Annotated in this window: 17 protein-coding genes; 11 read left to right on the forward strand and 6 right to left on the reverse strand. The window is 40.1% G+C overall.

Annotation, left to right across the window (positions count from 1 at the left end):
• Positions 1-4: 4 nt before the first annotated feature.
• Entirely contained in the window at positions 5-883 is an 879-nt protein-coding gene (locus WAE64_RS04685) for an AraC family transcriptional regulator (protein WP_340235068.1), read from the reverse strand.
• 139 nt (positions 884-1,022) lie between these two features.
• Between WAE64_RS04685 and WAE64_RS04690 the strand changes: the two genes are divergently transcribed.
• From WAE64_RS04690 to WAE64_RS04740, 11 genes are all read left to right on the forward strand, one after another.
• On the forward strand, positions 1,023-2,675 hold the full coding sequence (locus tag WAE64_RS04690; RefSeq protein WP_340235069.1) for a UxaA family hydrolase: 1,653 nt from the start codon (positions 1,023-1,025) through the stop codon (positions 2,673-2,675).
• A 40-nt stretch (positions 2,676-2,715) separates the two neighbouring features.
• On the forward strand, positions 2,716-3,576 hold the full coding sequence (locus WAE64_RS04695) for a fumarylacetoacetate hydrolase family protein (protein WP_340235070.1): 861 nt from the start codon (positions 2,716-2,718) through the stop codon (positions 3,574-3,576).
• A gap of 5 nt (positions 3,577-3,581) precedes the next feature.
• Complete coding sequence (locus WAE64_RS04700; RefSeq protein ID WP_340235071.1) at positions 3,582-4,355, forward strand: L-fucose dehydrogenase; 774 nt, start codon at positions 3,582-3,584, stop codon at positions 4,353-4,355.
• Between the two features lie 10 nt (positions 4,356-4,365).
• Positions 4,366-4,704, forward strand: a complete 339-nt coding sequence (locus tag WAE64_RS04705) for an L-rhamnose mutarotase (RefSeq protein WP_340235072.1) — start codon at positions 4,366-4,368, stop codon at positions 4,702-4,704.
• Between the two features lie 95 nt (positions 4,705-4,799).
• A complete protein-coding gene (locus WAE64_RS04710) occupies positions 4,800-6,260 on the forward strand; it encodes a sulfatase family protein (RefSeq protein ID WP_340235073.1) in 1,461 nt (486 codons plus the stop codon).
• Positions 6,261-6,537: 277 nt separating this feature from the next.
• Positions 6,538-7,911 (forward strand): SWIM zinc finger family protein, encoded by a 1,374-nt coding sequence (locus tag WAE64_RS04715; protein WP_340235074.1) that lies wholly within the window; start codon positions 6,538-6,540, stop codon positions 7,909-7,911.
• Positions 7,912-7,923: 12 nt separating this feature from the next.
• Complete coding sequence (locus tag WAE64_RS04720) at positions 7,924-9,132, forward strand: DUF5691 domain-containing protein (RefSeq protein ID WP_340235075.1); 1,209 nt, start codon at positions 7,924-7,926, stop codon at positions 9,130-9,132.
• 45 nt (positions 9,133-9,177) lie between these two features.
• Entirely contained in the window at positions 9,178-10,272 is a 1,095-nt protein-coding gene (locus tag WAE64_RS04725) for an ATP-binding protein (RefSeq protein ID WP_340235076.1), read from the forward strand.
• A gap of 7 nt (positions 10,273-10,279) precedes the next feature.
• A complete protein-coding gene (locus WAE64_RS04730; RefSeq protein WP_340235077.1) occupies positions 10,280-12,607 on the forward strand; it encodes a DUF5682 family protein in 2,328 nt (775 codons plus the stop codon).
• Between the two features lie 16 nt (positions 12,608-12,623).
• Positions 12,624-15,614: a DUF4132 domain-containing protein gene (locus WAE64_RS04735; RefSeq protein WP_340235078.1), complete on the forward strand. Its 2,991-nt coding sequence runs from the start codon at positions 12,624-12,626 to the stop codon at positions 15,612-15,614.
• Between the two features lies 1 nt (position 15,615).
• Positions 15,616-16,812 carry a VWA domain-containing protein gene (locus tag WAE64_RS04740; protein ID WP_340235079.1) on the forward strand — a complete coding sequence of 399 codons (1,197 nt, stop codon included), beginning with the start codon at positions 15,616-15,618 and terminating at the stop codon, positions 16,810-16,812.
• An 86-nt stretch (positions 16,813-16,898) separates the two neighbouring features.
• Here the strand turns inward: WAE64_RS04740 and WAE64_RS04745 are convergent, their stop codons facing one another.
• The 5 genes from WAE64_RS04745 to WAE64_RS04765 form a co-directional block, all read right to left on the reverse strand.
• Positions 16,899-19,727: a hypothetical protein gene (locus tag WAE64_RS04745; protein ID WP_340235080.1), complete on the reverse strand. Its 2,829-nt coding sequence runs from the start codon at positions 19,725-19,727 to the stop codon at positions 16,899-16,901.
• A 137-nt stretch (positions 19,728-19,864) separates the two neighbouring features.
• On the reverse strand, positions 19,865-20,392 hold the full coding sequence (locus tag WAE64_RS04750) for an ABC transporter permease (protein WP_340235081.1): 528 nt from the start codon (positions 20,390-20,392) through the stop codon (positions 19,865-19,867).
• Between the two features lie 234 nt (positions 20,393-20,626).
• Positions 20,627-22,111, reverse strand: a complete 1,485-nt coding sequence (locus tag WAE64_RS04755) for a tetratricopeptide repeat protein (RefSeq protein WP_340235082.1) — start codon at positions 22,109-22,111, stop codon at positions 20,627-20,629.
• Between the two features lie 198 nt (positions 22,112-22,309).
• Positions 22,310-25,048: a family 78 glycoside hydrolase catalytic domain gene (locus WAE64_RS04760; RefSeq protein WP_340235083.1), complete on the reverse strand. Its 2,739-nt coding sequence runs from the start codon at positions 25,046-25,048 to the stop codon at positions 22,310-22,312.
• A 162-nt stretch (positions 25,049-25,210) separates the two neighbouring features.
• On the reverse strand, positions 25,211-25,807 hold the full coding sequence (locus WAE64_RS04765) for a hypothetical protein (protein WP_340235084.1): 597 nt from the start codon (positions 25,805-25,807) through the stop codon (positions 25,211-25,213).
• Positions 25,808-25,937 lie beyond the last annotated feature (130 nt).

The following is a 25,937-nucleotide window of genomic DNA, read 5'->3' on the forward strand; positions in this document are numbered from 1 at the left end:
TCGCTTAAGATTTTAGTCCCCCAAAAACCTGCCGATACTCGGTGGGTTTTTGTTTTTTGAGTAGGCGGAACGAGCGGTTGAAATTAGAGAGGTTATGAAAACCACATTCGAAAGCAATTTGCTGTATACTCTTGCGGTTCTCTATCAGCATACGGCAAGCGTAACCAATACGTACTTCGGTCAGAAACTGCACATAGGTTTTTTGTGTACGATTCTTGAAATACCTGCAAAAATTAGGTACCGACATATTGGCGATAGTTGCGGCCTCTTCGATAAGAATCTTACGGTTGAAATGAGAAAGCGTAAATTCATAAATGCGGTTTATGGTGTCGGCATCAAATCTGTGATACGATTCCACAAAACCCTCACTACTCAGAAAACTTAACTCGGTAGATGTTGCGAGTGTTTCTAAGATTTGTAACAAAACACTAATACGATACACGCCATTCTCGTTAGCCAATAATTTATTTAGCAGCCGCAGCACTTCTATTTTGGTATCGCCCGAAATACGTAAACCTCGTTTGGCTTTCTCAAACAACCACCTGATGTTTTCCATTTCTTTCAGGTTTAGAAAATCTTTCCCGAAGCAATCGGGCAAAAACTGAATTACTTGCGCTTCGGCTTTTAACCCCGAATAGTCGGCAAAATAAATAGCATCGTTTTTCCAGACATGGGGCAGGTACGCACCTAGTAGTACCAAATCGCCTTCTTCAAATTCTTCAATATTGTCGCCCACAAATCGGGTGCCTTTGCTTTGTTGAATATGGGTAAGTTCTAGTTCGGGATGAAAATGCCATTTATCGTAAAGAAAAGGCAGTGTATCTTTACGGGCAACAAACGAGTAGTTGTCTGATATATTAACTTTACGGAGTACTGCCTGCACGAATTATTGATATAATGTTATATAGAAATACTTCTTTTTGTAAAGTTGATAATATTTCATCAAAAGTGTATAATATTTCATAAAAAAGCTAAAAGAATGAATTGTACTTTTGTAAGATGTTTTTTAATTCCATTGATATATGCAACATAAAGTTTTAAAAGTAAATCCTTCTGATAATGTGATAGTAGCGCTTCGGAATCTGGAAGCAGGAGAGAATATAGAATTTGAAGGCGAAAATTATATTTTACCAAGGTCAATTGCGGCTAAGCATAAATTTGTAACAGAAGATTTAAACACAGGCGACCACGTAACTATGTATGGCGTTTTGGTTGGTAAAGCAACGCAGCCAATTCAGCGTGGAGAGCAAATTACGACTTTTAACCTTAAACACGAGTCAGAAGAGTATTCGGTAAGCAAGAGAGTACCTGAAACCAACTGGCAGGCACCAGACGTATCGAAGTGGGAGGGAAGAACTTTTATGGGGTATCATCGTTCTGATGGCCGTGTGGGTACAGCAAACTACTGGTTGGTAGTACCTTTGGTATTCTGCGAAAACCGTAATATTCTTAAATTAAAAGAAGCTTTTGATAAAGCATTGGGCTATGCTTTTCCTGATGTTTATTTGCGTCAGGTAGAAGATTTGGTGCAATTACACCAGAAAGGTGGCGCAAATAATATAGATTCTTACAATCAGGAAACACAGGGAGCTTCGGCAGACAACCGTCTGTTTCCTAACCTTGATGGTATTAAGTTTTTGACTCACGAGTCGGGTTGTGGCGAAAACAATCAGGATTCTGAGCTATTAGCAGCATTATTTGCAGCTTATGCCAACAATCCTAATGTTGCGGGTATAACCGTTCTTAGCTTAGGTTGTGAAAAAACACAGTTTACCGATTTGATGAACGAAATCAAAAAACGTAATCCTGAGTTTGATAAGCCTGTTTTGTTATTTGAGCAACAGACTTACGGAACAGAGTTCGGTATGATGTCGGCGGCTATCAAAGAAACCTTCAAAGGCTTAATTGAAGCCAATAAACTGACACGCCAGCCTGCTCCTCTATCAAAACTGAACATCGGTTTAAAATGTGGTGGTTCTGATGGTTTCTCGGGTATTTCTGCCAATCCGGTTTTAGGTCATTTGTCAGACTTAGTAGTGGGTTTAAACGGAACAACCTATCTGGCCGAATTCCCTGAATTGTGTGGTGTTGAGCAGGAATTAATCAACCGTTGTGTAACAACAGAAAAAGCTGAGAAGTTTGAATACCTGATGCGTGATTACGCTGCCAAAGCCGAGGCCGTAGGTGCAGGTTTTGACATGAATCCATCAGCAGGTAATATCAAAGATGGCTTGATTACCGATGCCATCAAGTCGGCTGGTGCTGCCAAAAAAGGTGGCTATGCACCAATAGTTGATGTATTAAACTATACAGAATTGGCTAAAGGGCCGGGTCTGCATCTGGTTTGTACACCAGGGAATGACGTGTTAGCAACTACAGGTAAAGCCGCTGCGGGTTGTACCATCATATTGTTTACTACAGGTTTGGGTACACCAACCGGAAATCCGGTTTGCCCTGTGGTAAAGGTATCAACTAATACACAATTGGCTAAAAAGATGCCTGATATTATAGATTTTGATTGCGGCGAGATTATTACCGGAGAAAAAACCATTGAGCAAACGGCAGAAGACCTTTTGGAGTACTGCATAGACCTGGCAAGTGGTAAAATTAAAACAAAAGCCCAAGAATTAGGACAAGATGATTTTATGCCCTGGAAAAGAGGTGTAAATTTATAACGATTAACGATTATCCAGATTTAGATAAAAAATATAGCTTATGAGATTATTACGTTTTGGTGAGTTTGAACAAGAAAAACCAGCCGTTGAATTACTAGACGGCACACGCATAGATGTTTCGGCTTTTGAAGAAGATTATACCGAGAAATTCTTCGCTACTGATGGTCTGGCTCGTTTGGCTGCATGGGTAGAGGTAAACTCAGAGACTTGCCCTAAAGTACCTGCTGATGCCAGAATAGGCTCATGTATTGCACGTCCGTCTAAGATTGTTTGTATTGGCTTGAACTATGCCAAACATGCCGAAGAAACCAACGCAGCAATTCCGAAAGAACCAATTATTTTCTTTAAATCTACTACGGCGCTTTGTGGCCCTTACGATAATGTGATTATCCCGAAAAACTCTGTAAAAACAGACTGGGAAGTAGAACTGGCTGTGGTAATAGGCAAAAAGGCTTCTTACGTAACAGAAGAAGAAGCAATGGATTACGTAGCAGGCTATGCGTTGCACAACGATTACTCAGAAAGAGAGTTTCAGATAGAGCGTGGCGGACAATGGGTAAAAGGCAAAAGCGCCGATACCTTTGCGCCACTAGGGCCTTTCCTGGCTACTAAAGACGAAATAGAAGACCCACACAATTTACCTTTATGGCTGACGGTAAACGGAGAAAAACTACAAAACTCTAGTACCGACGACATGATTTTTAAAATCCCGTTCCTGATTCATTACCTGAGCCATTTCATGACTTTGTTACCGGGCGATGTGATTTCTACAGGTACACCTTTTGGTGTAGGTTTAGGCTTTAAACCACCTCGTTACCTGAATGCAGGCGACATAGTAGAACTAGGTATTGATGGCTTAGGCACGCAAAAACAACAGGCAGTTGCTTATTCAAAAAACTAACGAGTATGAACTTAAATTTAGGCGACAAAGTAATCATCGTAACAGGTGGCGCTAAGGGTATTGGCGAAGGTATTGTAAAAGTATTGGTAAACGAAGGTGCCATACCTGTAATTATTGGCAGAAATGAGGCTGATAACTTAAAAACACTTGAAGCACTGGGTGCTAATGGTTTTCAGGTAGCAGCCGAATTGAGCGACCCTGAAGAGTGCCGCAAAGCAGTAGCGCAGGTAGTAGAAAAATACGGACGTATAGATGGTTTAGTAAACAATGCCGGAGTAAACGATGGGGTAAACCTTGAAAACGGCAGTTACGAGGCGTTTATGTCGTCGTTGCACAAAAACTTGGTGCACTATTACCTGATAGCACATTATGCTTTGCCTGAGCTTAAGAAAAGCAAAGGAAGCATTGTAAACATTGGCTCAAAAACAGGTGAAACAGGGCAAGGCGGAACATCGGCCTATGCTGCTGCCAACGGAGGCCGCAATGCCTTGACACGTGAGTGGGCTATTGAATTGCTGAAATATGGTATCCGTGTAAATGCCGTAATAGTAGCAGAGTGTTATACACCATTGTACGAAAAATGGGTGAAGACTTTGCCGAATCCGGAAGAAACATTGCAGAAGATTACTGAAAAAATACCTTTGGGTAACCGTATGACTACTGCCGAAGAAATTGCTAATATGGTGGTTTTCTTGCTTTCAGATCGTTCGAGCCACACCACAGGGCAGTTGGTTCATGTAGATGGTGGATACGTGCATTTAGATAGAGCTTTGATATAAATTGAAGAGTATGAAAAGATATTGTCTGGCATTAGATTTAGTAGATGACGCTACACTGATAGCCGAATACGAGAAATACCATGAGCAAATATGGCCCGAAATAGCCGAGAGCATCAAAGGGGCAGGCGTTGAAGATATGGAGATTTATCGTATCAGTAATCGCTTATTTATGATTATGGAAACCAACGACGACTTTTCGTTTGAAAGAAAAGCCGAAATGGATGCCAATAATCCGAAGGTGCAAGAATGGGAAACCCTGATGTGGAAATATCAGCAGGCTTTACCAATTGCTAAGCCCGGTGAAAAATGGATATTTATGGATAAGATTTTCGATTTGAAACAGCAATAAATTCCTCTTTCTCCCCTATACCTATAACAGCCGCTTGAAAAAGTGGCTGTTATTTTTTTATTTGCATTACCGAAAAACATTCAACCTCAATATACATGAGAATCAACGCCCTTCTACTATTAGCTATCACCTTTCTGGTAGGTGCCAGTTCATGGAAAAAACCTGCTGCGCAAGCTAAACCTAACATCATTCTGATTTTTATGGACGATATGGGTTATGGCGATTTAAGTTGCACCGGAGCACTAGACTACCAAACCCCCAATATTGATAAATTAGGTTTTGAGGGTATTCGTTTTACCAATTTCTTGGCAGCACAAGCTGTTTGCAGTGCGTCTAGGGCTGCTTTGATGACAGGCTGTTATCCGAATAGAGTAGGTATTGCCGGAGCTTTAAATCCTGCGCAAAAAATCGGGCTAAATACCGATGAAGTTACCATTGCCGAAATGCTCAAACAAAAGGGGTACGCAACAGGCATTTTTGGTAAATGGCACCTTGGGCATCATAAGCAATTCTTGCCCCTACAACAAGGTTTTGATGAATACCTCGGAGTTCCGTATTCGAATGATATGTGGCCTGTGGATTATGACGGCAAACCTATCACTGACGAAAACGATTATCGCAAGAAGACTTATCCTACTTTGCCGTTGATAGAAGGCAATGAGCAAAAAGAAACCATTACCGATTTATCGGGTCAAGATAAACTCACGACACTTTACACCGAAAGAGCAGTGGGTTTTATTAAGAAAAACCGTAACAAGCCTTTCTTTTTGTACCTGCCTCAATCAATGGTGCACGTGCCGCTTGGTGTGTCAGCAAAATTTAAAGGGAAAAGTAAACAAGGTCTGTATGGTGATGTGATGATGGAAATAGATTGGTCGGTTGGGCAAATAATGAAAACGCTAAAAGAAAACGGGTTAGATAAAAACACTTTAGTGATTTTTACGAGTGACAATGGCCCTTGGATTAACTTTGGAAATCATGCAGGCTCAACAGGTGGACTGAGAGAAGGCAAAGGAACAGTGTTTGAAGGTGGCCAACGAGTGCCTTGTCTTATGCGCTGGAAAGGCACAATTCCTGAGGGTTTAATTTGTAATCAGCTTACATCTACCATTGATATTCTACCTACTTTAGCTCGTATTTGTGGTACAAAATTGCCTGATAATAAAATTGATGGTGTAGAGATTTTGTCATTAATGAAAGGCAATATAAATGACACGCCACGTAAGTATTTTTATTATTATTATGCACAAAACGAACTCAGGGCTGTTAGACGTGACAACTGGAAGCTAATGCTGCCACACAAAGTTGAGCGTACTTACGAAAGTGTCTTGCCGGGCAACAATGGTTTTGCAGGTAAATATGGTAATATAGAAGTACCACTTGCACTTTATGATTTAAGAAGAGATGCCGGCGAAGAATATGATGTAAAAGAACAACACCCCGAAATTGTTGCCGAGCTACAAAAAGTAGCCGATATAGCTCGTGAAGATTTGGGCGATGCACTACAACAAAAACAAGGTAAAAATGTAAGGCCCGTAGGTGTTTTGAAAGAATAAATAAGTATATAAGCATCAGTTAAAATGGCTTAAAAATCGGCCATTTTAACTGATAAAAAACCGTTTTTTTAGTGGCTAATGTCATCAAAAAATGGTATCTTTGAGTTAGATGTTTTGCTAGAACTAATAAGTATTTCATGTCTGCTTATATCAGAAGTCCAACAAAAAAATCATAATAATTTCAACCCTGAGTTATACCTGATACCCTTGGTTGTGCGTTATACCGAAACACATTTTATCAAATTTAAAGCTACTAAATTTAGTATTACGATCACTGATGAGTCAATTTACAGAAGACCAAGTAACACAACTTGCGCCTGATGCTGCTTCTCTGAAATCGGGAAAAGATTTAGCTAATGAACGAAAATGGGTATCTTTTCATCAGAATGAACGGGTTCTGTGGGGAGAAGTTCAAGGCAGCGGCAAAGACCCTTACCGCACCCAAGTAGACCTGCAAAATATTGCCTTCAAATGCTCTTGTCCGAGCCGTAAATTCCCTTGTAAACATGGCCTAGGCCTATTATTCATAGCTGCCCGCAACCCGAGTGCCATTAAACAAGGCATAGCCGAACCTGCTTGGGTAAGCGACTGGATTAGCAAGCGGGTCGACAAGGCAGAAAGCAAGGTTGAAAAGGATAATCACCAAGAAGAAGACCCGAAGAAAGCCGAAAAACAAGCCAAAGACAAAGAAAAACGCCAGAAAGAACGTCAACAGAAAGTAGAGGCAGGCGTAGCAGAGCTAGACCTCTGGCTCAAGGATTTGGTGCGCACAGGCTTATTGACCTTGCCGGAACGAGGCCATACTTTTTTTGAAAAAACAGCCGCCCGTATGGTCGATGCACAGGCTACTGGTCTGGCAAATATGGTGCGGAGTTTTAACAAGATTAATTTCTACAACGGCAACGCCTGGCATACGGAAGCACTGGCTTTATCGACCAATATTTATCTGTTGCTTGAGTCGTTCAAAAATCTTGAGAAACTCCCTCAGCTTTGGCAGGAAGATGTCAGAAATATGATAGGCCGAACGGTGGCGCAGAAAGATTTACTGGCCGAAAGCAACGATAATAATACTATAAAAGATACATGGCTGGTAATAGGTAGGCAAACCGAAACAGAAGACGATATTACGATTCAGCGTAATTGGTTGTATGGTTGTCAGTCAGGGCAATATGCCTTGATTCTGAATTTTGCTTACAAAAATACCCCAATGACCAACTTGCTTATGGTTGGTAGTTTTGTAGACGCAACGCTGGTATTTTATCCGTCTAATTCTCCTTTCAGGGCTATTCTGAAAGAACAAAGTCTTAATACAAACACAACTGACACATTTTCTTCTAAAGGTGCTTTTGCTACTTGGGATGCCATGCAGGAAACCTTCGCCGGGCAACTCGCTAAAAACCCGTGGTTTGATGATATTCCTTACATGGTTGAGCAACTTGTATTAGTTAATAATAATGCTCAATGGTTTCTAAAAGATTCAGCGGGGGCATTTCTGCCCTTAAATTCGGCTTTTAGCGATAAGCAAATCTGGCATTTATTAGCCATCACAGGCGGAAAACCCGTAGACTTATTTCTGATAAAAACCAACAATACCGTTTTGCCACTCGGCATCATGAATCAATCTGACCGAACCTATCAGCTATTGAGATAAACCTCATTTACTATGGATGCTTGGAAACAACTTGTAAATACAGCTTTACTGGGAACAGAAAAATTGCCTTTAAACCCAGAGGCATTACCATCCAGAATTCAGGAAAAACTTATAAATGCTGATAAAACAGACCCGGAAAGCTACTTCATGAAAGCGGCCACGCTGATGCTCGCTTACCAAAAAGCGGGCGAACAGGCAGACACTAGCGTAATGCCAGCCATTGTTCCGGCCGAAGAAGAAACACTGCCTTATTGTAGCCCTAATGCCTTGGTTGTGTTAAAAAAACTACTCAGCCAGCAAAACCAACATTTGTCGTTAATCTCTTTCTGGGCTGAAACCTGCATAGCCAATAACTGGATTATACCACCTGATATACTGGTGGCTGTACTTGACTTAGGCGCCGACAAAAAAGCCAGATTTATAAGAGACAAAATCAGAAAAATAATTGGCAAAAGAGGCGAATGGATGGTACAGTTTAATGAAAACTGGCAATATGCGCTGCCGCTCTATGAAGATAAACTATGGCAGGAAGGCCGAATAGCAGAGCGTCGAGAGGCTTTTGCCGTAATAAGACACCTTGAGCCGAGCAAGGCATTTGAATGGCTCAAAGCCGTATGGGCAGAAGAAACAGCCAAAGATAGAAAAGACTTTCTATTGATGTTTGAAAAAAACATTAGTCTGGGTGAAGAAGATTTTCTGCAAGAGGTAAAAGCAGCATTAATGGCTGATAAAAACCTAGAAAAAGCCATTAATAAAGAGATATTGGGCATTGTAGAAATGCTTTTGCAAAGAATAGAAAAACTAAAGCAGAAAAACCAAACAGTAGCCGAGAAGTCGGGCTTTTTGAGTGGCTTGTTTAAGAAAATAGTGCCATCGGCAATGTCGGATATTGAAAAAGAGTTTCTGGCTGAGGTAAAGTGGCAGAATTACGACGAAACCAATAAGAAACTCGAACAACTCGGGCATCTGTCGTGGTCGGCTGAGTTTAGTCAACGAGTATTGGAAGGAATCAAGCCTGACCAGACCAATTATTATCAGGTAAACTATTATGCGCCACTCATATTAGAACTTTGCCGATGCCTTCATCCGCAAACAGCCAATTACCTTAATGGTATTACACAAAGCAATTCAAACGATTGGCAATTTAACCAATACAAAGAAAGAGTAGTAAACCCTTTGTTAGGTGCTTTTGATACCATCGCCGAAATTGAGCAGCTTTAAACAATACAACTTTATAAAATTCTATTAAACAAAACCGAAAACAGAATGAATGCTTTACGTCAATATGCCGAAGTTCAGTTTGCTGAAGAATTAGAAGAATTAAAAAAACAAGAAGCTAGCGCCGGTAGCACTACTAAACTTCCACCCAACTGGCTGCTTTCGCCTCAATCAGTAGTAACGTATCTGATAGGCGGAAAACTCAAAAATGGTTTCGAAATCAGTCCTAAATATATTGGTAGCCGTCGTTTAATGGAAATCGCCGTGGCTACTCTCACTACCGATAGAGCTTTGTTATTATATGGCTTGCCCGGAACAGCCAAATCGTGGGTTGCCGAGCATTTAGCAGCCGCTATCTCTGGTAATTCTACTTTGTTGGTGCAAGGTACGGCCGGTACAGGCGAAGAGGCGATTCGCTATGGTTGGAACTACGCCCGATTACTGGCCGAAGGCCCAAGCGAAAACGCCTTGGTGGTTACGCCAATGATGCGCGCCATGAAAGATGGTAAAATTGCCCGCATCGAAGAGCTTACCCGTATCACGGCCGATGTTCAGGATACACTCATTACGGTTTTGTCAGAAAAAATGATGCCGATTCCTGAATTGAATACCGAAGTACAGGCCGTTAAAGGATTCAACGTAATTGCTACTGCCAACAACCGTGACAAAGGCGTAAACGAATTATCAGGCGCGTTAAAACGCCGTTTCAATACGGTTATATTGCCCGTGCCCGATTCTATGGAAGAAGAGATTGAGATTGTGCAACGTCGGGTAAGCAGTTTATCAAAAGCCCTGGAACTTCCGGCAGAAGCACCTGCGCTGAAAGAAATACAGAGAATCGTGACGATTTTCAGAGAACTACGTGCAGGAGTAACCGCTGATGGCAAAGTAAAAATCAAAACGCCAACGGGTACCATGAGTACCGCCGAGGCTATTTCGGTGGTAAATAGTGGTTTGGCATTAGCTGCTCACTTTGGCGATGGCCGATTAAACTCACAAGACCTTGCCGCAGGTTTGGTAGGGGCCGTAGTAAAAGACCCTGTACAAGACAAAGTTGTATGGAACGAGTACCTGGAAACTGTAGTAAAAACCCGCGAAGAGTGGAAAGATGTGTATAGAGCATGTAAGGAAATAACCCTGTGATAAAATCATGGTGACTATATTAGGAATCCGACATCATGGGGTTGGTTCGGCTAAAAACGTATTGGCTATGCTCGAGAAGCTATCGCCCGATATTGTCTTGGTCGAAGGCCCCCCAGAATTAGACAATGTTGTATCGTGGATAGGCAACAAGACCCTGAAACCTCCGGTATCGGTATTAGGCTATAATATCAATAACCCCAAGCAGGCAACTTTCTATCCATTCTCTGAGTTTTCGCCCGAGTGGCAGGCTGTGCTGTATGCTAATACAAAGCAGATTCCTGTTCGTATGCTCGATTTACCTCTGGCAATCAGCTATCAGCTTGATTTAGATAAAGAACAAGAACGCCAGAAAACAGAGGCCGAAAAAGAGCAAACCCGAATTGAGCAAAACGAAGAAGAGCAGGATAAGGAAAAACAAAGCAAAGAAGAACTCACGGCCGAAATTACTGAGCAGTTTCTGGCTATACCTCGTAAAGAACCCATTGCTTATTTTTCAGAATTAGCAGGTTATACCGATAGTGAATTATGGTGGGAACACCAGTTTGAGCAAAAGTATCAGGCAAGCAACCCCGAAGACCACTTTGATAGTATTATGCTGATGATGGAAAACCTGCGGGAGGCACAGATTTCTTCATCCTTAGAAGCTGAAAACGTGTTTCGTGAGGCATATATGCGTGAAATTATCCGTAAGGCTCAGAATGAGTTTTTTACCAACATTGTGGTTATTTGCGGTGCTTGGCATGCGCCTGTTTTGCGAGACCTTGAGAGCACTGCTAAGGGAGATACTAAAATATTAAAGAGTCTGCCCAAAACCAAAATAAAAATTGGCACAACCTGGGTACCCTGGACCAACGCTCGCCTATCTATGTTCAGTGGCTACGGGGCAGGTATTACCTCGCCGGGTTGGTACAGACATTTATGGAAGTATCCTGAAGATAAGGGCATTCGCTGGCTTACGAAAGTAGCCCGATTGTTCAGAAACAAGAAAATGGATATTTCAACAGCGCACGTTATCGAGACCTTTCGTTTAGCAGAATCGCTGGCGGCTTTAAGAAATCTTTCTCGTGCCGGATTATATGAAATGACCGAGGCCACACTATCAGTGATGTGTATGGGCGATGCTATCTTGCTCGAATTGGTAAGGCAAGAACTCATAGTGGCCAATGTAATGGGCAAAGTGCCAAGAGAATTACCCAAACACCCACTACAAGAAAACTTTGAGGAGATTAGCCGCAAACTGCGATTACCCCTAACTGCCGAACGCAAAGATTTTGAGCTTGATTTAAGAAAAGAACTAGACCTTAACCGAAGTATATTTCTGTATCGTCTTGAGGCGATGGATATACCTTGGGGTAAGCGAATGTATGCCCGCTCGAAAGGGACTTTTAAAGAAGCATGGCAACTGAAATGGGAGCCGGAAATGCTCATCGATTTGATTGAGAAAAGTATCTGGGGCAATGGTGTTGAAATAGCAGCCACAACTTATCTGCTCGATAAAGCGCAAAAAACGCAATCAATTGCCGAATTGGCGGTGCTTATACAGCAGGCTATTCCGGCTGAGTTGTTTGTTGGTATAGAAAAACTACTCTTTAAACTCAATGAAATAGCCAGCATTTCGGCCGATATTGCCGAGCTGATGAAAACCGTTGTGCCACTGGCAAGTGTAAGCCGCTATGGTAATGTGCGCAAGACCGACCTTTCTACCATAAATTCACTTGTCGAAGGTTTTATCACACGTATTTCTATAGGTTTGGCAAATGCTTGTTATGGGCTTGATGAAGAAAACTCAACACAGATGTTTGAGAATATCAAGCAGGTAAATGAGGCTGTACGCTTGCTAGAAACCGATACCCTTACACAGGTTTGGCATAAAGCACTGTTTGAATTGCTTGATAAACAAGGGGTGCACCCGATTATCACGGGCTGTACCTGCCGCTTGTTGTTTGATGTAAAACAACTAGACGAACAACAAACAGCCAAGCAATTTGGGCTGGCATTATCAACAGGGCAGTCGGCTATTTATTCTGCCGGGTGGCTTGAAGGCTTCCTGAAAGGTAGCAGTATGATTTTGCTGCTTGACAACGTACTCTGGAATTTACTCTATAAATGGGTAGCCGAGCTACAAGGCGATTCGTTTATTGAATTATTGCCTATTCTGCGCCGTACTTTCTCGAAGTTTGAAGTAGGCGAACGCAGACAATTAGGCGAAAAAGCAAAAAAAGGAGTTGCAACAGCCAATGTTGTAGTTGAAGACCACGAAGAAGCCAAAAATTTCAGGGTTGAGCGTACAGAAGGCGTATTGAATACTATTGCTGAATTATTGGGTATCAACTAAAAAAGTAAAACAAGAAATGAGACTAACAGAAAGACAAGAAAGAATAGAAGTAGTTAAAGAGGAAATAAGAAAAGTTTCCTGGAATGCACAGGAACTAGAATTAGGAAACCAAATATTAGCGTATGCCTCTGATAAGCAAGCACCCTTCCCTACAGCACCTTTACCCTTTAATATGTATAAAATTGGGAACAGTGTTTTTATACTTAATAATATTGATGAGTGGGATAGTGAAGATGAACATCTGTTAGCATTTTTTACACATCCTGATTATTGGAAAATACCCCCCTCTTACGGTTTTTACAAAGTTTTCTTTCTGTTTATAAACAGTAATATTGATAACGAACACTTAAATTCAGTAAATGTAATAGATAGATTACTAGAATACTGGCACAAATATCAATTAAACGAGGAAGAAATTTTAGAGGGTATTGTTAAACACATCCCTGCTTATAATTGGTTTAAAAACGGGAAAATGACTTCGGCAGGCAAGTATCTCCTAGAAAGAACTGAGAAGGATTTTACTCATGTTATTAAATTATTTAATTCATCTAATGAACATCAACTGCTTGATTTTTTAGCAAAAACTGATGCCGAGTTTATAGATAAACTGGTATCATATTTTTTGTCTATCCGTCAATATGCTAATGGGCCAAAGTTTATTTCCTGGGTATGTGCTGATATACTTCTGACAAAAAATGCATCAAAGTATGAACCTTATATTCTCGAAAAATTTAATGAAGTAGATTCACCTGAATGTATACATCATTTATCCGAATTGCTTTTAAAACACTTCCCGGAAAAATATAAATCAGATATTTCAAAATTCTCATACAGATTTCTGGAAACTACTAAGTTTCAGATAGAGACTCAGAAGAATAGTTATGACGAACCTTATATGAGAATACAGTATGAATCACCAAAGAGTTATAAATATGTGTCATTTACGGAATTTCATATAAAGAAATTGTTCGATCTTGAGGGTGAGGAGACTTTGGCTTATATGGGAGAGTTATTTGGGTATCGTGAACAAATGAGGATAAAAATAGATCTTCTTAAATTATTCTTAGGTTATTATAAGGAAAAATTCCTGCCGTATCTCGCCGCAAATGGCTTTAGTATTGAGGATGTGTATATGATAGAAGCGTATTATAAAGAATTATTTAAAAGTTTAAAAGATATTGATTTTGCACTTTATGAGGCCAAAATCTGGGAACTCTGCCGCCACAAATCTAAAAAAATAAGAGAGATGACGGCTGTCTTAGTAGCAAAGCAAGGAGAGAAAGCCATTCAAGGAGCAACAAAACTATTGAATGATAAAAAAGGAGAAGCCCGCCAGATAGGAGCCTTGATATTATCTCTTATTAAAACAGATAAAGCACAAGCAATTTTATTAGAAACCATAGATAGCGAAAAAAATGATGATGCCCGTGATGTAATGCTTGAAAGCTTAGCTGGTATATTACCTGTGCCAAATGATGAAAACAAAATAAAATTAACTATTGAAAAAGCAGCGAAACGAAGTAAATTAAATCAGCCACTTGAAATATGGTTAGATGAAACCCAACTATCTAAACTTTACTGGCTATCAGGTGAAGAATGTACAGTAGAAACTATTCGGTTCTTACTCTATCGTCAGAGTCGCGTAAAAGACATCAGGATAGATATAGAAGCTAAATTTCTGTTAGACTTTATTGATAAAACTAAAAGCCAGCCTTTCGCTAAAGCGCTTCTTAGCTCTTATGTTACTAATAGCGCAGATGCTAAATATAAATTTTGTTTGACTTTATCTTCAATTTTGGGTACGGATGAAGAGATAGATGTACTAAAAAATAAAGTGGTAGAGTGGTCAGATGCAGGTCGTGGGAAAATGGGCGAATATGCCGTAAAGGCATTGGCGCTCAATGGCTCAAACAAGGCTTTACGTGCTGTAGAATTTTTCTCGCGCAAATACAAAAACAAGTATAAAAACATAGGTGCTGCTGCCAACGAGTCTTTTGCACTGGTTGCCGAAGAGCTTAATATTCACCCTTATGAATTAGCCGATTCAATTATTCCTGATTTCGGGTTTACGGGGCTTTTCAAGGAGTTTGAAGTGAATGGCGAACCTTACAGAGCCTTTGTGAACAACGATTTTAAGATGGCTTTTCTGAATGAAGATAGCAAATTGTTGAAGTCGCTGCCGAAAGGTACTTCAAAAGAACTACAGGACGAATTTAAGGAAATAGCTAAAGAAATACGTGACATAGTAAAATCTCAGTCGAGCCGTTTGGAACAGTATCTGGTGATTCAACGGAAATGGGCGGCCGAAAAATGGCAAGCCTTTTTCCTGGAAAATCCTGTTATGTTTGCTTATGCTATTCGCCTGATTTGGGGTGTTTATCAAGACAATAAATTGGTGTCTACCTTCCGTTGCCAGGAAGACCAAACGCTTGTAAACGAAGATGGTGATGAAATAAGCCTTGACAATGATACACAGATTGGTATTGTGCACCCAATATCATTGAATGATCAGCAGATTAATTATTGGAGTGAAAACCTGGCTGATGCTGATATAGAGCCAATCTTCCCACAATTAGACCGCCCTGTTATATTACTTCCCGATTCTCAGAAATCAACCAGAATGAGCAATGAATTTGAAGGTGTACAATACGCAGGTTTTGGTTTTGTAAGTAAAATGGAAAAACTGGGCTGGAATCGTGGCTCAATAGTAGATGGTGGTGGCATAGCCAGTTATTACAAAGATTTCTCGGCTTTGGGTATAACGGCCATTATTATGCAAGAAGGAGTATTAGGCATTGGGTATTATGAAGAAAATGCCGAACTGGGTAGCCTGATGTTTGTCAGAAACAAGTCGGTTAGTTTTGGTAGTTATGTGTATGACGAGCCTAGTAAAGAAGCCGATGAGCGTTTGATTCCGTTCGGTGATGTGCCGCCGATTGTGTACTCAGAAGTAGTGGCAGATATGCAGTTTTTTAGAGATAACGACGCAAAAAAACAAAGCAACTAATATGCAAAATCAGGAAATATTAACTCGCTGGAGACTTATTTTAGGTGGTGATGAAGCCGACGGAACAGGTTGCACGCTATCGGGTAGAGATGCCCAGATTGATGCTGCGCTGGCTGCTTTGTATGAGTTTGAGCGCAAAAAAGGCTTTAAATATAGTCAGGGTGAGAAAGATAGGAGAGGGGGGCGCGAATCTTCCAACCCATCGGTAGCTCGTTGGCTGGGCGATATCAGAAATTATTTTCCGAATACGGTTGTGCAGGTAATGCAAAACGATGCATTGAAACAACCGGAGTTGAAGCAAAAACTGATGCTCGAACCAGAAATTTTAGAACTGGCAACGCCTGATGTAAAGCTGGTGGCTACGCTTATGGAATTAGGTAAGCTAATACCGTCTAAAACTAAAGATACAGCCCGTAGGGTAGTGCAAAAGGTAGTAGACGAGCTTATAGAAAAGCTACAACAAAAGACTATTCAGTCTATTTCTGGGGCATTGAATCGTAGCATACGTAATCGCCGACCAAGATATAATGAGATTGACTGGAACACGACTATCCGTAAAAACCTGAAACATTATCAGGCCGATTATAAAACGATTATTCCGGAAGAGCGAGTGGGGTATGGGCGCAAAACCAAACGCTCACTGAAAGACGTTGTACTTTGCCTTGACCAAAGTGGTTCAATGGGTGAATCGGTGGTTTATTCAGGTATTTTTGGTGCAGTAATGGCTTCGTTGCCTATGATAAAAACACAGATGGTTGTGTTTGATACAGAAGTAGTAGACCTATCAGAAGACCTCAAAGACCCTGTTGAACTCTTGTTTGGGGTGCAGTTGGGCGGAGGAACCGATATAAACAAAGCACTGAATTATTGCCAGCAGATTATCACCAAGCCTGATGACACTATTCTGGTAATGATTACCGATTTGTGCGAAGGTGGAAACGAGCAGCAAATGCGGAAGCGGATTGAAGAGTTAATTGCCTCAGGTGTACAGGTGATTTGCTTGTTAGCATTAGACGATTCGGGAGCACCGTATTTCGATGCTCAGAATGCTAAATTCTTGGGCAATCTGGGGATTCCGGTTTTTGCCTGCACACCCGATTTGTTCCCTGAGATGATGGCGGCAGCTATTTCAAAACAAGACATGACCCAATGGGCAGGCGACAACGAAATTGTATTGAAAGGGCAAAAAACGGCTTAAAAGCGTTGTGGAGATGGCTATAAATAAAAATTCTGATAAAGCAATGCTCTATCAGAATCCAGTTAGCCTTATGTATCTAACCCTCATTACAAATTAGATGCAACAAAAAATTCAAAACGTTGTTTCGAAGTAGGGTTCAAAGGGTCGGTATCAAGTAAAACAGAGTTTCTTAAACCAAAACCTAATGGCCCTACTGTGTTAAAGAGTTTGATGTCAAATATTAACTCGCCGCCATAAGAGCGTTGTAATGTACTGAAGTTGATGAAATTTCTTTCAATGCGGCCATAATCATAAAACACATTGGCTCGTGCACGGTTTATAAAAAACAAGCCTAAAAGACCTCGGTCGATATTAAACAATGGCAAGCTATAAGTAGTACTTATTACTGTTTCGAGGTCGCCTGGAGCGGCTGCATAGCCTCTGGCATGTAAAAACTGGTCTTCAAAAAGATAGTTGTTGTTCAGGAATTCTTTTTTACCTCTGAATGCCACTTCTATACCATGATTTTTGCCAAAACCAGCCGTTGTAAATCCTACAGCACCCATCAGGCGTTCAGCTGATATTCCGTCTGTGATAGATTTCTGATAAGAGAGAGAGGCATTCTGCGACCATTTGTTAACCAGATTCTGACGGGCTTTTCTACGGATATTCGAGAAGTTTAAACCAACTTGTACTGCATTGAAATTTAAACTGTAGTTCTGAGGCGTATCCTGTATTTTATATGCTGACGTATTTATATGAGAGAATGTAGAAGCCAGACGGAAACTGGTTGTATAATTACCTTTTATCCAGCTAAGCGGTAGCGATAAGCCTACACTAACATCGTTTTGTTTGTACGACAATGTGCCCAGAAAATCAGGTGCTAAGAAAACCGCATTGGCTCTATCGCCGGTACTTGCTCTGAAAGATAGAGGTAAGAAAAACTTACCATAGTCGAAACCACCAGAAAAACGTACTTTTTTCTCATTGTAATTATATCTGGCACCAATTATCCCCGAAAAGTCATTCAATATATTACCTAATTGTACCGAAAGATTGATGTTACGGCTATCGCTACTACCAAAGTTCCAGCTATGTAGTTTTACACCTCTTAAAAGCCCTTTATAATTTTTTACCTCATAGTCGTTTCCAGTTGCCTCATTTTGAATGTTATGTTCAATGTCGGTAGTTTTTACATGAAAACGCTCCATAGTAACAGGCTCTGTCAGGTTTATAGGGGCAGTAGATTTCACCTCAAGTTGTGTTAGCTGGCGGCCCATTGCTGTCATTTCTACCATTGCCAGTTTTTTCTCATCTTTCGATATAGCAGGTAAAGTAGCGCCTATTCTTACCGAACTCAATTGTGAAATTTGTTTATCTCCATTCAGGTTTACGGCATAAATATTATTGATTCCACTAAAAGATGCGCCAAAAATTACACGTTTGTCACTCACCGAAATACCACTTATTACATGGGTAGTCCAAGGTGTAAGTTCGGTTGTTTGTTTGCTTGATAAATCATATTTCAACAAAGCAATTTTCGATTTTCTTTTTGCCAGATATACAATAGAAGCATCGTCGTTCGTCCATTTGGGGTACGAAATAAAATCATTTTCCGGATTAGGAATTGAACTGATAATACTGCCATTGTTAGGCGAAATAATACATATTTCGTTAGATATTTCTTCGTCAGCTTTTACTGCTACAATTCTATCGCCGCTTGAAGAAAACTGAGGACTAAAGAATTTACTCTTTTGCGTTACTTCTGTTTTATGGCCTGTTTGTAGGTCATAGCTCATAATTACGCTATAAATAACGGCGTCTCTTCGTGCATCTTTACGCATTTCCGTCCACGAAACTTTGTTTTTATTCACACCCAAATAGTTTTCGGTAGCCAAACCAATAGAAGTAATAAATTCTTGTCTACCGTCTTTGATACGATACAAACCAGAAATTTGCTTGAAGCTACTTTTGATATAAAGCAAACTACCATCATCAAGCCAATGCGGGAATGTATAGTTGGTAACAGTTCTTTTGGGTAATGGTGTTACAGCAGTAGTTGGTGTGAGTTCAAGGGTTTTAAGTTCATTCTCCCAGTTTTCTTTCATTTCCTTGTAGGCGAGTTTGTACATTTTATTTACGCCTATGCCTGTGTGCCTGCGTAAAGCTCCTGCAAAAGGATATAGAATTGTACGGTATCTACCTGCATCGGCCAATACTTTAGGCCACATTTCTGGTCCGAAATGGTTACGCCCGTAGTTCAATATGGCATAACCTAATGGATAATGATTGGGTAATAACTTTTTGTATGAACCATTACGCGCCTGTAAATAAGTGTAGTTTTTATTACTTAATAATAATGCACGTTGTTCGTCAAAAAAACTTGGAGTTCTGCCTCTTCCGGCATCACTTAATACAGTTTCAGCTAATACGGCATCACCTTCAAAATACCAGTCAGGAACTGAAAAGTTTACCCCTAAACCCCATCCGGCTTGGCCTTGCAATAAGTACAAAAACTTGGTAAAACCTCTGTTGGCATTGGTATATTGCAGGGCATGCCGGTATTCGTGAATGGCTAGGGCATCGAGCCAGTCCATAGAACCTAAATCATTAAAGTCCTGAAAACCGGTAGCATAAAATTCGCTTCGGTAAGGCGACAAGGCCACATAACCATTGCCTTGCGCATTGTTGGTATTTAACAGAATATCTAGTTTCTTACTTTTAGTGCCGACTGATACGGTAGCATTTTTGTTAATGTACGTAACTAAATCGGCAATACGAGTAGCTTCAGCCTGGTTATTTTCGGGAAATATTACTTTTACTTTATCATTTTCAACATATTTCCATTTCACAGAAGATGGTTGAGGCCCAATTTGGGCTTTCAGTTGAAAACCAGTAAATAGCAATGAGGCAAATAATAATTGTTTTAATTTCATAAGGCACTTTTAGGTGGAAGATGATTTTTTAATAAAAAATATAGGGTAATTATTCGCTTGATGGTTTTCAGAACGAGGTTCTTACCCTATACATACTTTTTATGGAGAGGTGATGTAAATATGACAATCAACAGAGGTTATTCAGTAGTAAGCTCAGAGAAATTCTGAATATTGATTTTAAAACGGGGCTTTTCGCCTTTAGGAACAATTACAATAAGGTCGTTTGATACACTACTTCCATTTTTTAACAAGAAGCCTCCTTGAACTCTCACCGTACGGAAAACGGTCTTACCCTCAGCATTTTTTTCAGGTTGGTTGTATGGCACTGTAAATGGGCGTGCTTTCAGGTTTGCTCCTTTTGATGTAAGGCGTTTTCCGGTAGCATTTAAGCATTCAAAACGAGCTATAACAGATGGGTCACCATCGAAAATATTGGTAATGTTATCGTTTTTAAGATAAATCAACTGGCAGCCGCTTTTATTCTGGGCTTTAATGGTTACTTCGTAGCGGGAGTAAGTTTCTTCGTCACGTTCGTTGGTAATAGCATAGCTATATTCTATACCATTGCTTGTAACAGTTTTTCCGTGTTCAATATCAATTGCACTTTGTGCTTTACTTGCAAATAAGCTTAGAGAAAAAAAGGTAGCTAGGACAATCTTTTTCATTGTTTTCATTTTTAGGCGTTTGTAATGTTTATATTTAGATACAAGCTTGTGAGACAATTGCCGCCAGAAAATCTGCTATGTAATCCGGATTCGATAGAAGAATATTAAAGGGCTCGCTCAATAGGCTTTATAAGAATTTGATTGAATGAGGGCGCAATCAAAATTCTGTATCAAACTTACGCTTGAAACAACAAAATGACTAAAAATGTATATGGACAAAAAATGGACAATTGTCTAAATTGCTGATAGGTAGGTATTTAAATCGCTCTGGTCGATTTTTTTACGCAGGCGATATCTGTTCTTTGTAACACTTTCGTTAGAGATGCCCAACATGCCGGCTACCTGAGTATTGGTAAAATTGAGGCGAATCATGCATGCCATTTGTATTTCAGTATCGGTCAGGTTAGGATTTTGTTGATGTAAACGGGTAATAAATTGTGGGTGAAGTTTCTCAAATTTCAGTCTGAAATCCCGCCATTGCTCATCGGTTAGAATACGTGCCTGATTAATCTGGTCAAGTAGGGTGTGAGTAGAAACAGTATCTTTTAGCCTTAGGTCTTTAATTTCATTTTCGAACTGACTAATCAGTTTATTCTTTTCGCTGACAGTGTCGGCAAAAGATTCGAGTTGATTCTGCACCAAAGATAGTTCGGCTTCTGAGAGCTTATGCCTTGCTTGTAGTAAATCATGTTTCTGAGCAAGGCTTTTCCTTTGCAAATAAAATATGATAACTAACAGCCCCAATACAATAGCACCACCTATAAAAAGCCATTTTTGCTGAGCTAGTTTATTCTGCAAATTGGTGTTTTCAAGTTCTTTTTCATTCATGCGTAGCCTGGTTTCTAATGCACTTACTTTTTCTTTATTTTGTGTATTAGCCATCAGGGTATCTAGCTCATAAAATTTTTGCTGATACTTAAAAGCTTCTTTGTAATTGCCTTGTAGTGAAGCCCATTCTGTACGGATAAAGGCCATTTGCCGGTCATAATATGGCGATTTTATAGCAGGCAATAAGGCTTCAGCTTTTTTAAAATGTTCGTCAGCCTCAACAAATCTCTTTTTTCTGATTAAGGCTGCTCCCAAAATCGCTTCTCCTCTCAAAATACCGCCAATATCGTTAGTTTTTTCAGATAATTCGAGCCCTATTTTGACCGGATGAAATATTTTGTCGTAGTCTCCGCCATCATAATAGGCACTTGCAATGTTGAGGTAGATATACCTGATTAGCGTTGTATCTTTTATTTCGATGGCCATTTTTAAAGCATCGTTGAAAACCTTAATAGATTCCTGATGTTTTTTTTCATCGCTCAGGCTTACTCCATAATTCATGGTGGTTGAAATAATGCGATGCTTGTCTTGCGTAAGTTTTATCACCTGTAATGCTTTTTCGGCATAATAAGAGGTTTTGGCGAAATTGTTCTGGTACTGAAATACCTGACCAAGAGCTGAATAAGTTCTGGCCAGTTTCTCGTAATTTTTAGCTTTTTCAAGAAGCGGAATTGCTTCGGTTGCGGACTCCATCGCATTTTCAAAATCTCCGTTTTCGCTATAAAACCATGTAAGCATAGCTAGGTTTATGCCTCTTTCTTCTGGCTTTGTCTGAACTGCCAATCGCTCCTGATAATATTTGATTGAATCCTGGGTTCCGGTCTGTGCGAAAGCCGTACCGAAAGCAAAAGTAATAAAGAAGAAACTAAGGAAATAAAATGGATAACGCATAAACAAAAATAAGCATTGATGCCTTAAAAGGCAAGTATTAGGGTTTCCTGACAGAGAAAAATGTTTAGTAAGGTGTAGTTTAAAGACATAAACTACACCTTATTTAATCAAAAAAAACAGTAAAGAATACAAGTAAGAAGCTGATTATGAGGCAAATAATGTCCAAAATCAGCTTTTATTGAAATGTTTTGAGGCTTTCTATTTGATTACTTTAAATGAATATTTTCCGCTTCCGATTTTTACTAGCTGATACCCCGACTCATATTGCAAAGTTTCCACATCTTTTCGACTAGCCAAAGGTTGATTAGTTTCTGTAATTTTTTGTTCAGCACTTGCCGGAATATATACAATGGCGGTACTACCAACAGGTACTTGGATGCTCATATCGAAAGATTTTTTGGAGCTTTTCCAGCTGATACCTGCTTTGCCTTGCACTGTTTCTGTAAAGTATTGCGCCGATGTCAGGTCGGCTACTGGCATTGGTTTAAAGATTATTTCTCTGTACCCTACTTTTGAGTCAGATGTTTGCATGCCAGCCAATCTGGTATAAAACCAACTCAAAGCTCCACCAAACATCGGGTGATTATGCGAGCCTTCGTTGTTCCATTGCTCACGTGTGGTGGTGCTTCCGAGGCTTATCCAATTGCCAAAACTTGGCGCAGTAGTTTTGTTCATAGCTGCATAGGCCAAGTCATTCAAGCCGTTATCGGCCAATACTTCAAAGAAAAAGCGAGTGCCAAATATTCCTGTATCCAGATGTCCGCCGGCGGCGGCAATGTCTTTTTTCAGGGCTTCTATTACATTGCTGTACTGGTCTTTGTTTACCCCCATTTTCAGCGCAAAAATATTGGCGCCGTATTTGCCGAAAGTACCTTGTTGCTTGTCATAAAATTCAGACAAGAACACTTCACGGGTTTTATCGGCCAAAGTCTGATATACTACTACATCTTGCGGTTTGTTTAGTACAGCCGCTACTTTAGCCGTAATATCGGCACAATACCACAGATAAAAAGTATGCACCAGTTCGTCAGGCGGTAGTGTGCCTACACCAGCCCACTCGCCCAGATTCCACCATTGTAGTGGTTTGCCGTCTTTACCTGTGCGTTTTGAGTGCATAATTCCCTTCTCGTTTACCCACGTTTGCATATATCTTATGTAGCCGGTCATGCCATCATAGTTTTCGGCTAATACGCCTGCATCGTTGTATTGGCGGTAAAACTCCCAGGGAATAATATTAATAGCTGCGCCCCAAGCTACACCACCACCGCACCCCGGCTGCCAAGGCGCACCGTTTGGAATATAGCCCGTAGCCGGAATCTGCGCATCTAGCATATCACGAACCCATTTTTTATAGAAAGCTTTTACCTCAAAATTGCTCATAACCGTATGGCAGGCAACTTGTGCATCGCCTGTATAGCCTGAGCGCTCCCGATGCGGACAGTCAGAGGCTATGCCTCCGTGCATATTGTCGAGCTGTGAGCGTTTCCAGATATGGTTAATCTGGTTGAAGAGTTTATTAGATGTTTCAAAAGTAGCCGATTCTTTTGCCTCGGTATTCACTGCCTCGGCCTGAATGTTTTCAGGTTTGAGTTCTCCTTTCCAGTTACTTATTTCAACCCCACTAAACACAAACCAATTGAAACGAGGCGCATAAGTAGCATTGGGCTTGCCGCTGAAAGTATAAGTGTTTTCGCCAGAGTACAGATTTGCATTGAATGTGATTTTGATAGTATGCCCAGCCGGAGCCCACACGTTTTTTAGCCGTACCCAACCCGAAATCTCTTCGGGGAAAGAAACTTTATAGTTGCCATTGGCTAGCTTTTCAATTTTGCTTGGCTGATATACTTTCGTGATTTTGTCGGTAGGAGCGGTATGCGCACTCATTTTGCCAAATGGCGCATTTCTGTTGATGACATTTTCCCATTGGCTATCATTAAAGTTGGCCTTGCTCCAGTTGGGTTGTTCTTGTCGGGCATCATAAATTTCACCATCATACACTAAATCAGATATAATAGCCGATTTAGCTGCTTTCCAACTTTTATCCGAAACTATGGTTTCTTCGGTGTTATCATCATACACAATATGCAATTGTGCAATAAAACGAGGGGAACCATAAGAGGCCGTCCAGAATTTAGGAGCATTATAAAAGCCATTACCTAAAATAGCTCCAATGGTATTATTTCCTGTTTGAAGTTTATTGGTAATATCATAAGCCAGATACATGACCCGATACTCACGAAATTCGTCAGGCAATGAGATATAGGCATCAGGTAATTGAGGGCGTTTACCATAATTGGTCTGGTTGGGCACTAAATAATCGTCAGACGCTTTCTGGCCATTTACATAAAATTCAAAGTAGCCTAAACCTGTTGTGTAAGCAATGGCACTCTTGATTTTCTTGGTAGCCTTAAAGGTTTTTCTTAATAGCGGTGCGGGCGGAGGAAGTATTTCTGTGCGTTGGTTAGGGCCACCTTTAGGTTTTGGTATGGCTTCTTCGTTTTGCCACGGCGCACCTATCCACTCAGCTTTCCAATCAGTCGGGTTTAGTAGACCCATGTGCCATTTGGCAATTTTGCTCCAGGCCGATGGCTTTCCGTTTTTATCCCATACACGTACCTGCCAATAGCAAGTCTTGCGGGAAAGTAAATTCCGACCTGCGTACTTGATAGAATGTGCATCATCATTCATTACCTTGCCAGTATCCCATAAATCGGGCCTTGCCAGTAGAGTAGGGCTTGAAGCCACTCGTATCTGGTAAGCCGTTTGCGTCTGATTTCTTTCGTTGGTTTTTGATACATTTATCCACGAAAGCCGAGGATTTAATTCATCAACTACCGCCGGATTACTCATGTACTCGCAGGTGAGGTCTTGCACTTCCAATTGTGCAAACGCCAACGTTGATGATAAAAACAGTAAAGTAAAAAATAGGTATTTCATGAACAGTGGAAGCAAGTTAGTTACACTTGCTTTGTTTAATGAGATTGAAAGATTGGTTTATAAAAATAGCTATTTTTTTGATGAATGATTGAAATTGGAGGGAATGTTTTTGGCTGAATGACCTTAGTAGTTTGTGTAAAGTCATTTTATAAAAGTGTTTCTTTATAAAGAATCAATATGTGCTATCTTATGAATTAAATCTCTTTCTTCTTTTTTTCGAAATAGAGAAAACTTCGATGCTAATTTAATACTTTTCAAAAACATACTTTTTCTAGTATTTGGCAAATCACTAAAGTCATTACACTCACAAAATTCTACTTCTTGACAAGACTGGATGTAAAACAAACTATTGGTATGATTCATTTTTTGCCATTGTTTTCTATTTACTTTTTTATAAAAATTGGCTAAATCATTTGCAGGTCTATCATATCTGTTTATTAATGAGTCAGCTTTACCACTACCAAATTTCTTTTCGTAATTTGTCAATGGCATTAAAAATCTATCCCACAGGAATAATTCGCAACAAGTAGATAAATTCTCTTTATCGCTGCTAAATAGAATTGGATAAAGGAAAAAAGATTTGCCAGCAACTTCTATTTTTGTATGATTTTGTAAAGGGTCTTTTCTCAATAAAGAATCATTAGAAATGTAATATGTGCCTGTTAATTCTTTTTCATACCTAACAAAAACTATATATGAAGACTTTTGAGCAATAGTAATTCTGCTTATAAATATTAGAATTATAATTAAAAATCTCATATCAGAATCTTGATTTTATAATGTATTCGGAAGTTCTCTTTAATGGATCGGCCGACTGTTGCCGACCTTATGTCTCAGATACATTTCGAGACGTCCTTAGCCAAGAACGTCTCGAAACGTATGCTTTCAA

The sequence above is a fragment of the Emticicia soli genome, assembly GCF_037860775.1.
Taxonomy (GTDB): Bacteria; Bacteroidota; Bacteroidia; order Cytophagales; family Spirosomataceae; genus Emticicia; species Emticicia soli.

Coding starts and splice junctions, on each gene's coding strand:
- WAE64_RS04700 (WP_340235071.1), top strand. CDS start 3,582: ATGAACTTAAATTTAGGCGACAAAGTAATCATCGTAACAGGTGGCGCT.
- WAE64_RS04705 (WP_340235072.1), top strand. CDS start 4,366: ATGAAAAGATATTGTCTGGCATTAGATTTAGTAGATGACGCTACACTG.
- WAE64_RS04715 (WP_340235074.1), top strand. CDS start 6,538: ATGAGTCAATTTACAGAAGACCAAGTAACACAACTTGCGCCTGATGCT.
- WAE64_RS04710 (WP_340235073.1), top strand. CDS start 4,800: ATGAGAATCAACGCCCTTCTACTATTAGCTATCACCTTTCTGGTAGGT.
- WAE64_RS04720 (WP_340235075.1), top strand. CDS start 7,924: ATGGATGCTTGGAAACAACTTGTAAATACAGCTTTACTGGGAACAGAA.
- WAE64_RS04695 (WP_340235070.1), top strand. CDS start 2,716: ATGAGATTATTACGTTTTGGTGAGTTTGAACAAGAAAAACCAGCCGTT.
- WAE64_RS04690 (WP_340235069.1), top strand. CDS start 1,023: ATGCAACATAAAGTTTTAAAAGTAAATCCTTCTGATAATGTGATAGTA.
- WAE64_RS04745 (WP_340235080.1), bottom strand. CDS start 19,727: ATGAAATTAAAACAATTATTATTTGCCTCATTGCTATTTACTGGTTTT.
- WAE64_RS04760 (WP_340235083.1), bottom strand. CDS start 25,048: ATGAAATACCTATTTTTTACTTTACTGTTTTTATCATCAACGTTGGCG.
- WAE64_RS04740 (WP_340235079.1), top strand. CDS start 15,616: ATGCAAAATCAGGAAATATTAACTCGCTGGAGACTTATTTTAGGTGGT.
- WAE64_RS04730 (WP_340235077.1), top strand. CDS start 10,280: ATGGTGACTATATTAGGAATCCGACATCATGGGGTTGGTTCGGCTAAA.
- WAE64_RS04750 (WP_340235081.1), bottom strand. CDS start 20,392: ATGAAAAAGATTGTCCTAGCTACCTTTTTTTCTCTAAGCTTATTTGCA.
- WAE64_RS04765 (WP_340235084.1), bottom strand. CDS start 25,807: ATGAGATTTTTAATTATAATTCTAATATTTATAAGCAGAATTACTATT.
- WAE64_RS04735 (WP_340235078.1), top strand. CDS start 12,624: ATGAGACTAACAGAAAGACAAGAAAGAATAGAAGTAGTTAAAGAGGAA.
- WAE64_RS04755 (WP_340235082.1), bottom strand. CDS start 22,111: ATGCGTTATCCATTTTATTTCCTTAGTTTCTTCTTTATTACTTTTGCT.
- WAE64_RS04725 (WP_340235076.1), top strand. CDS start 9,178: ATGAATGCTTTACGTCAATATGCCGAAGTTCAGTTTGCTGAAGAATTA.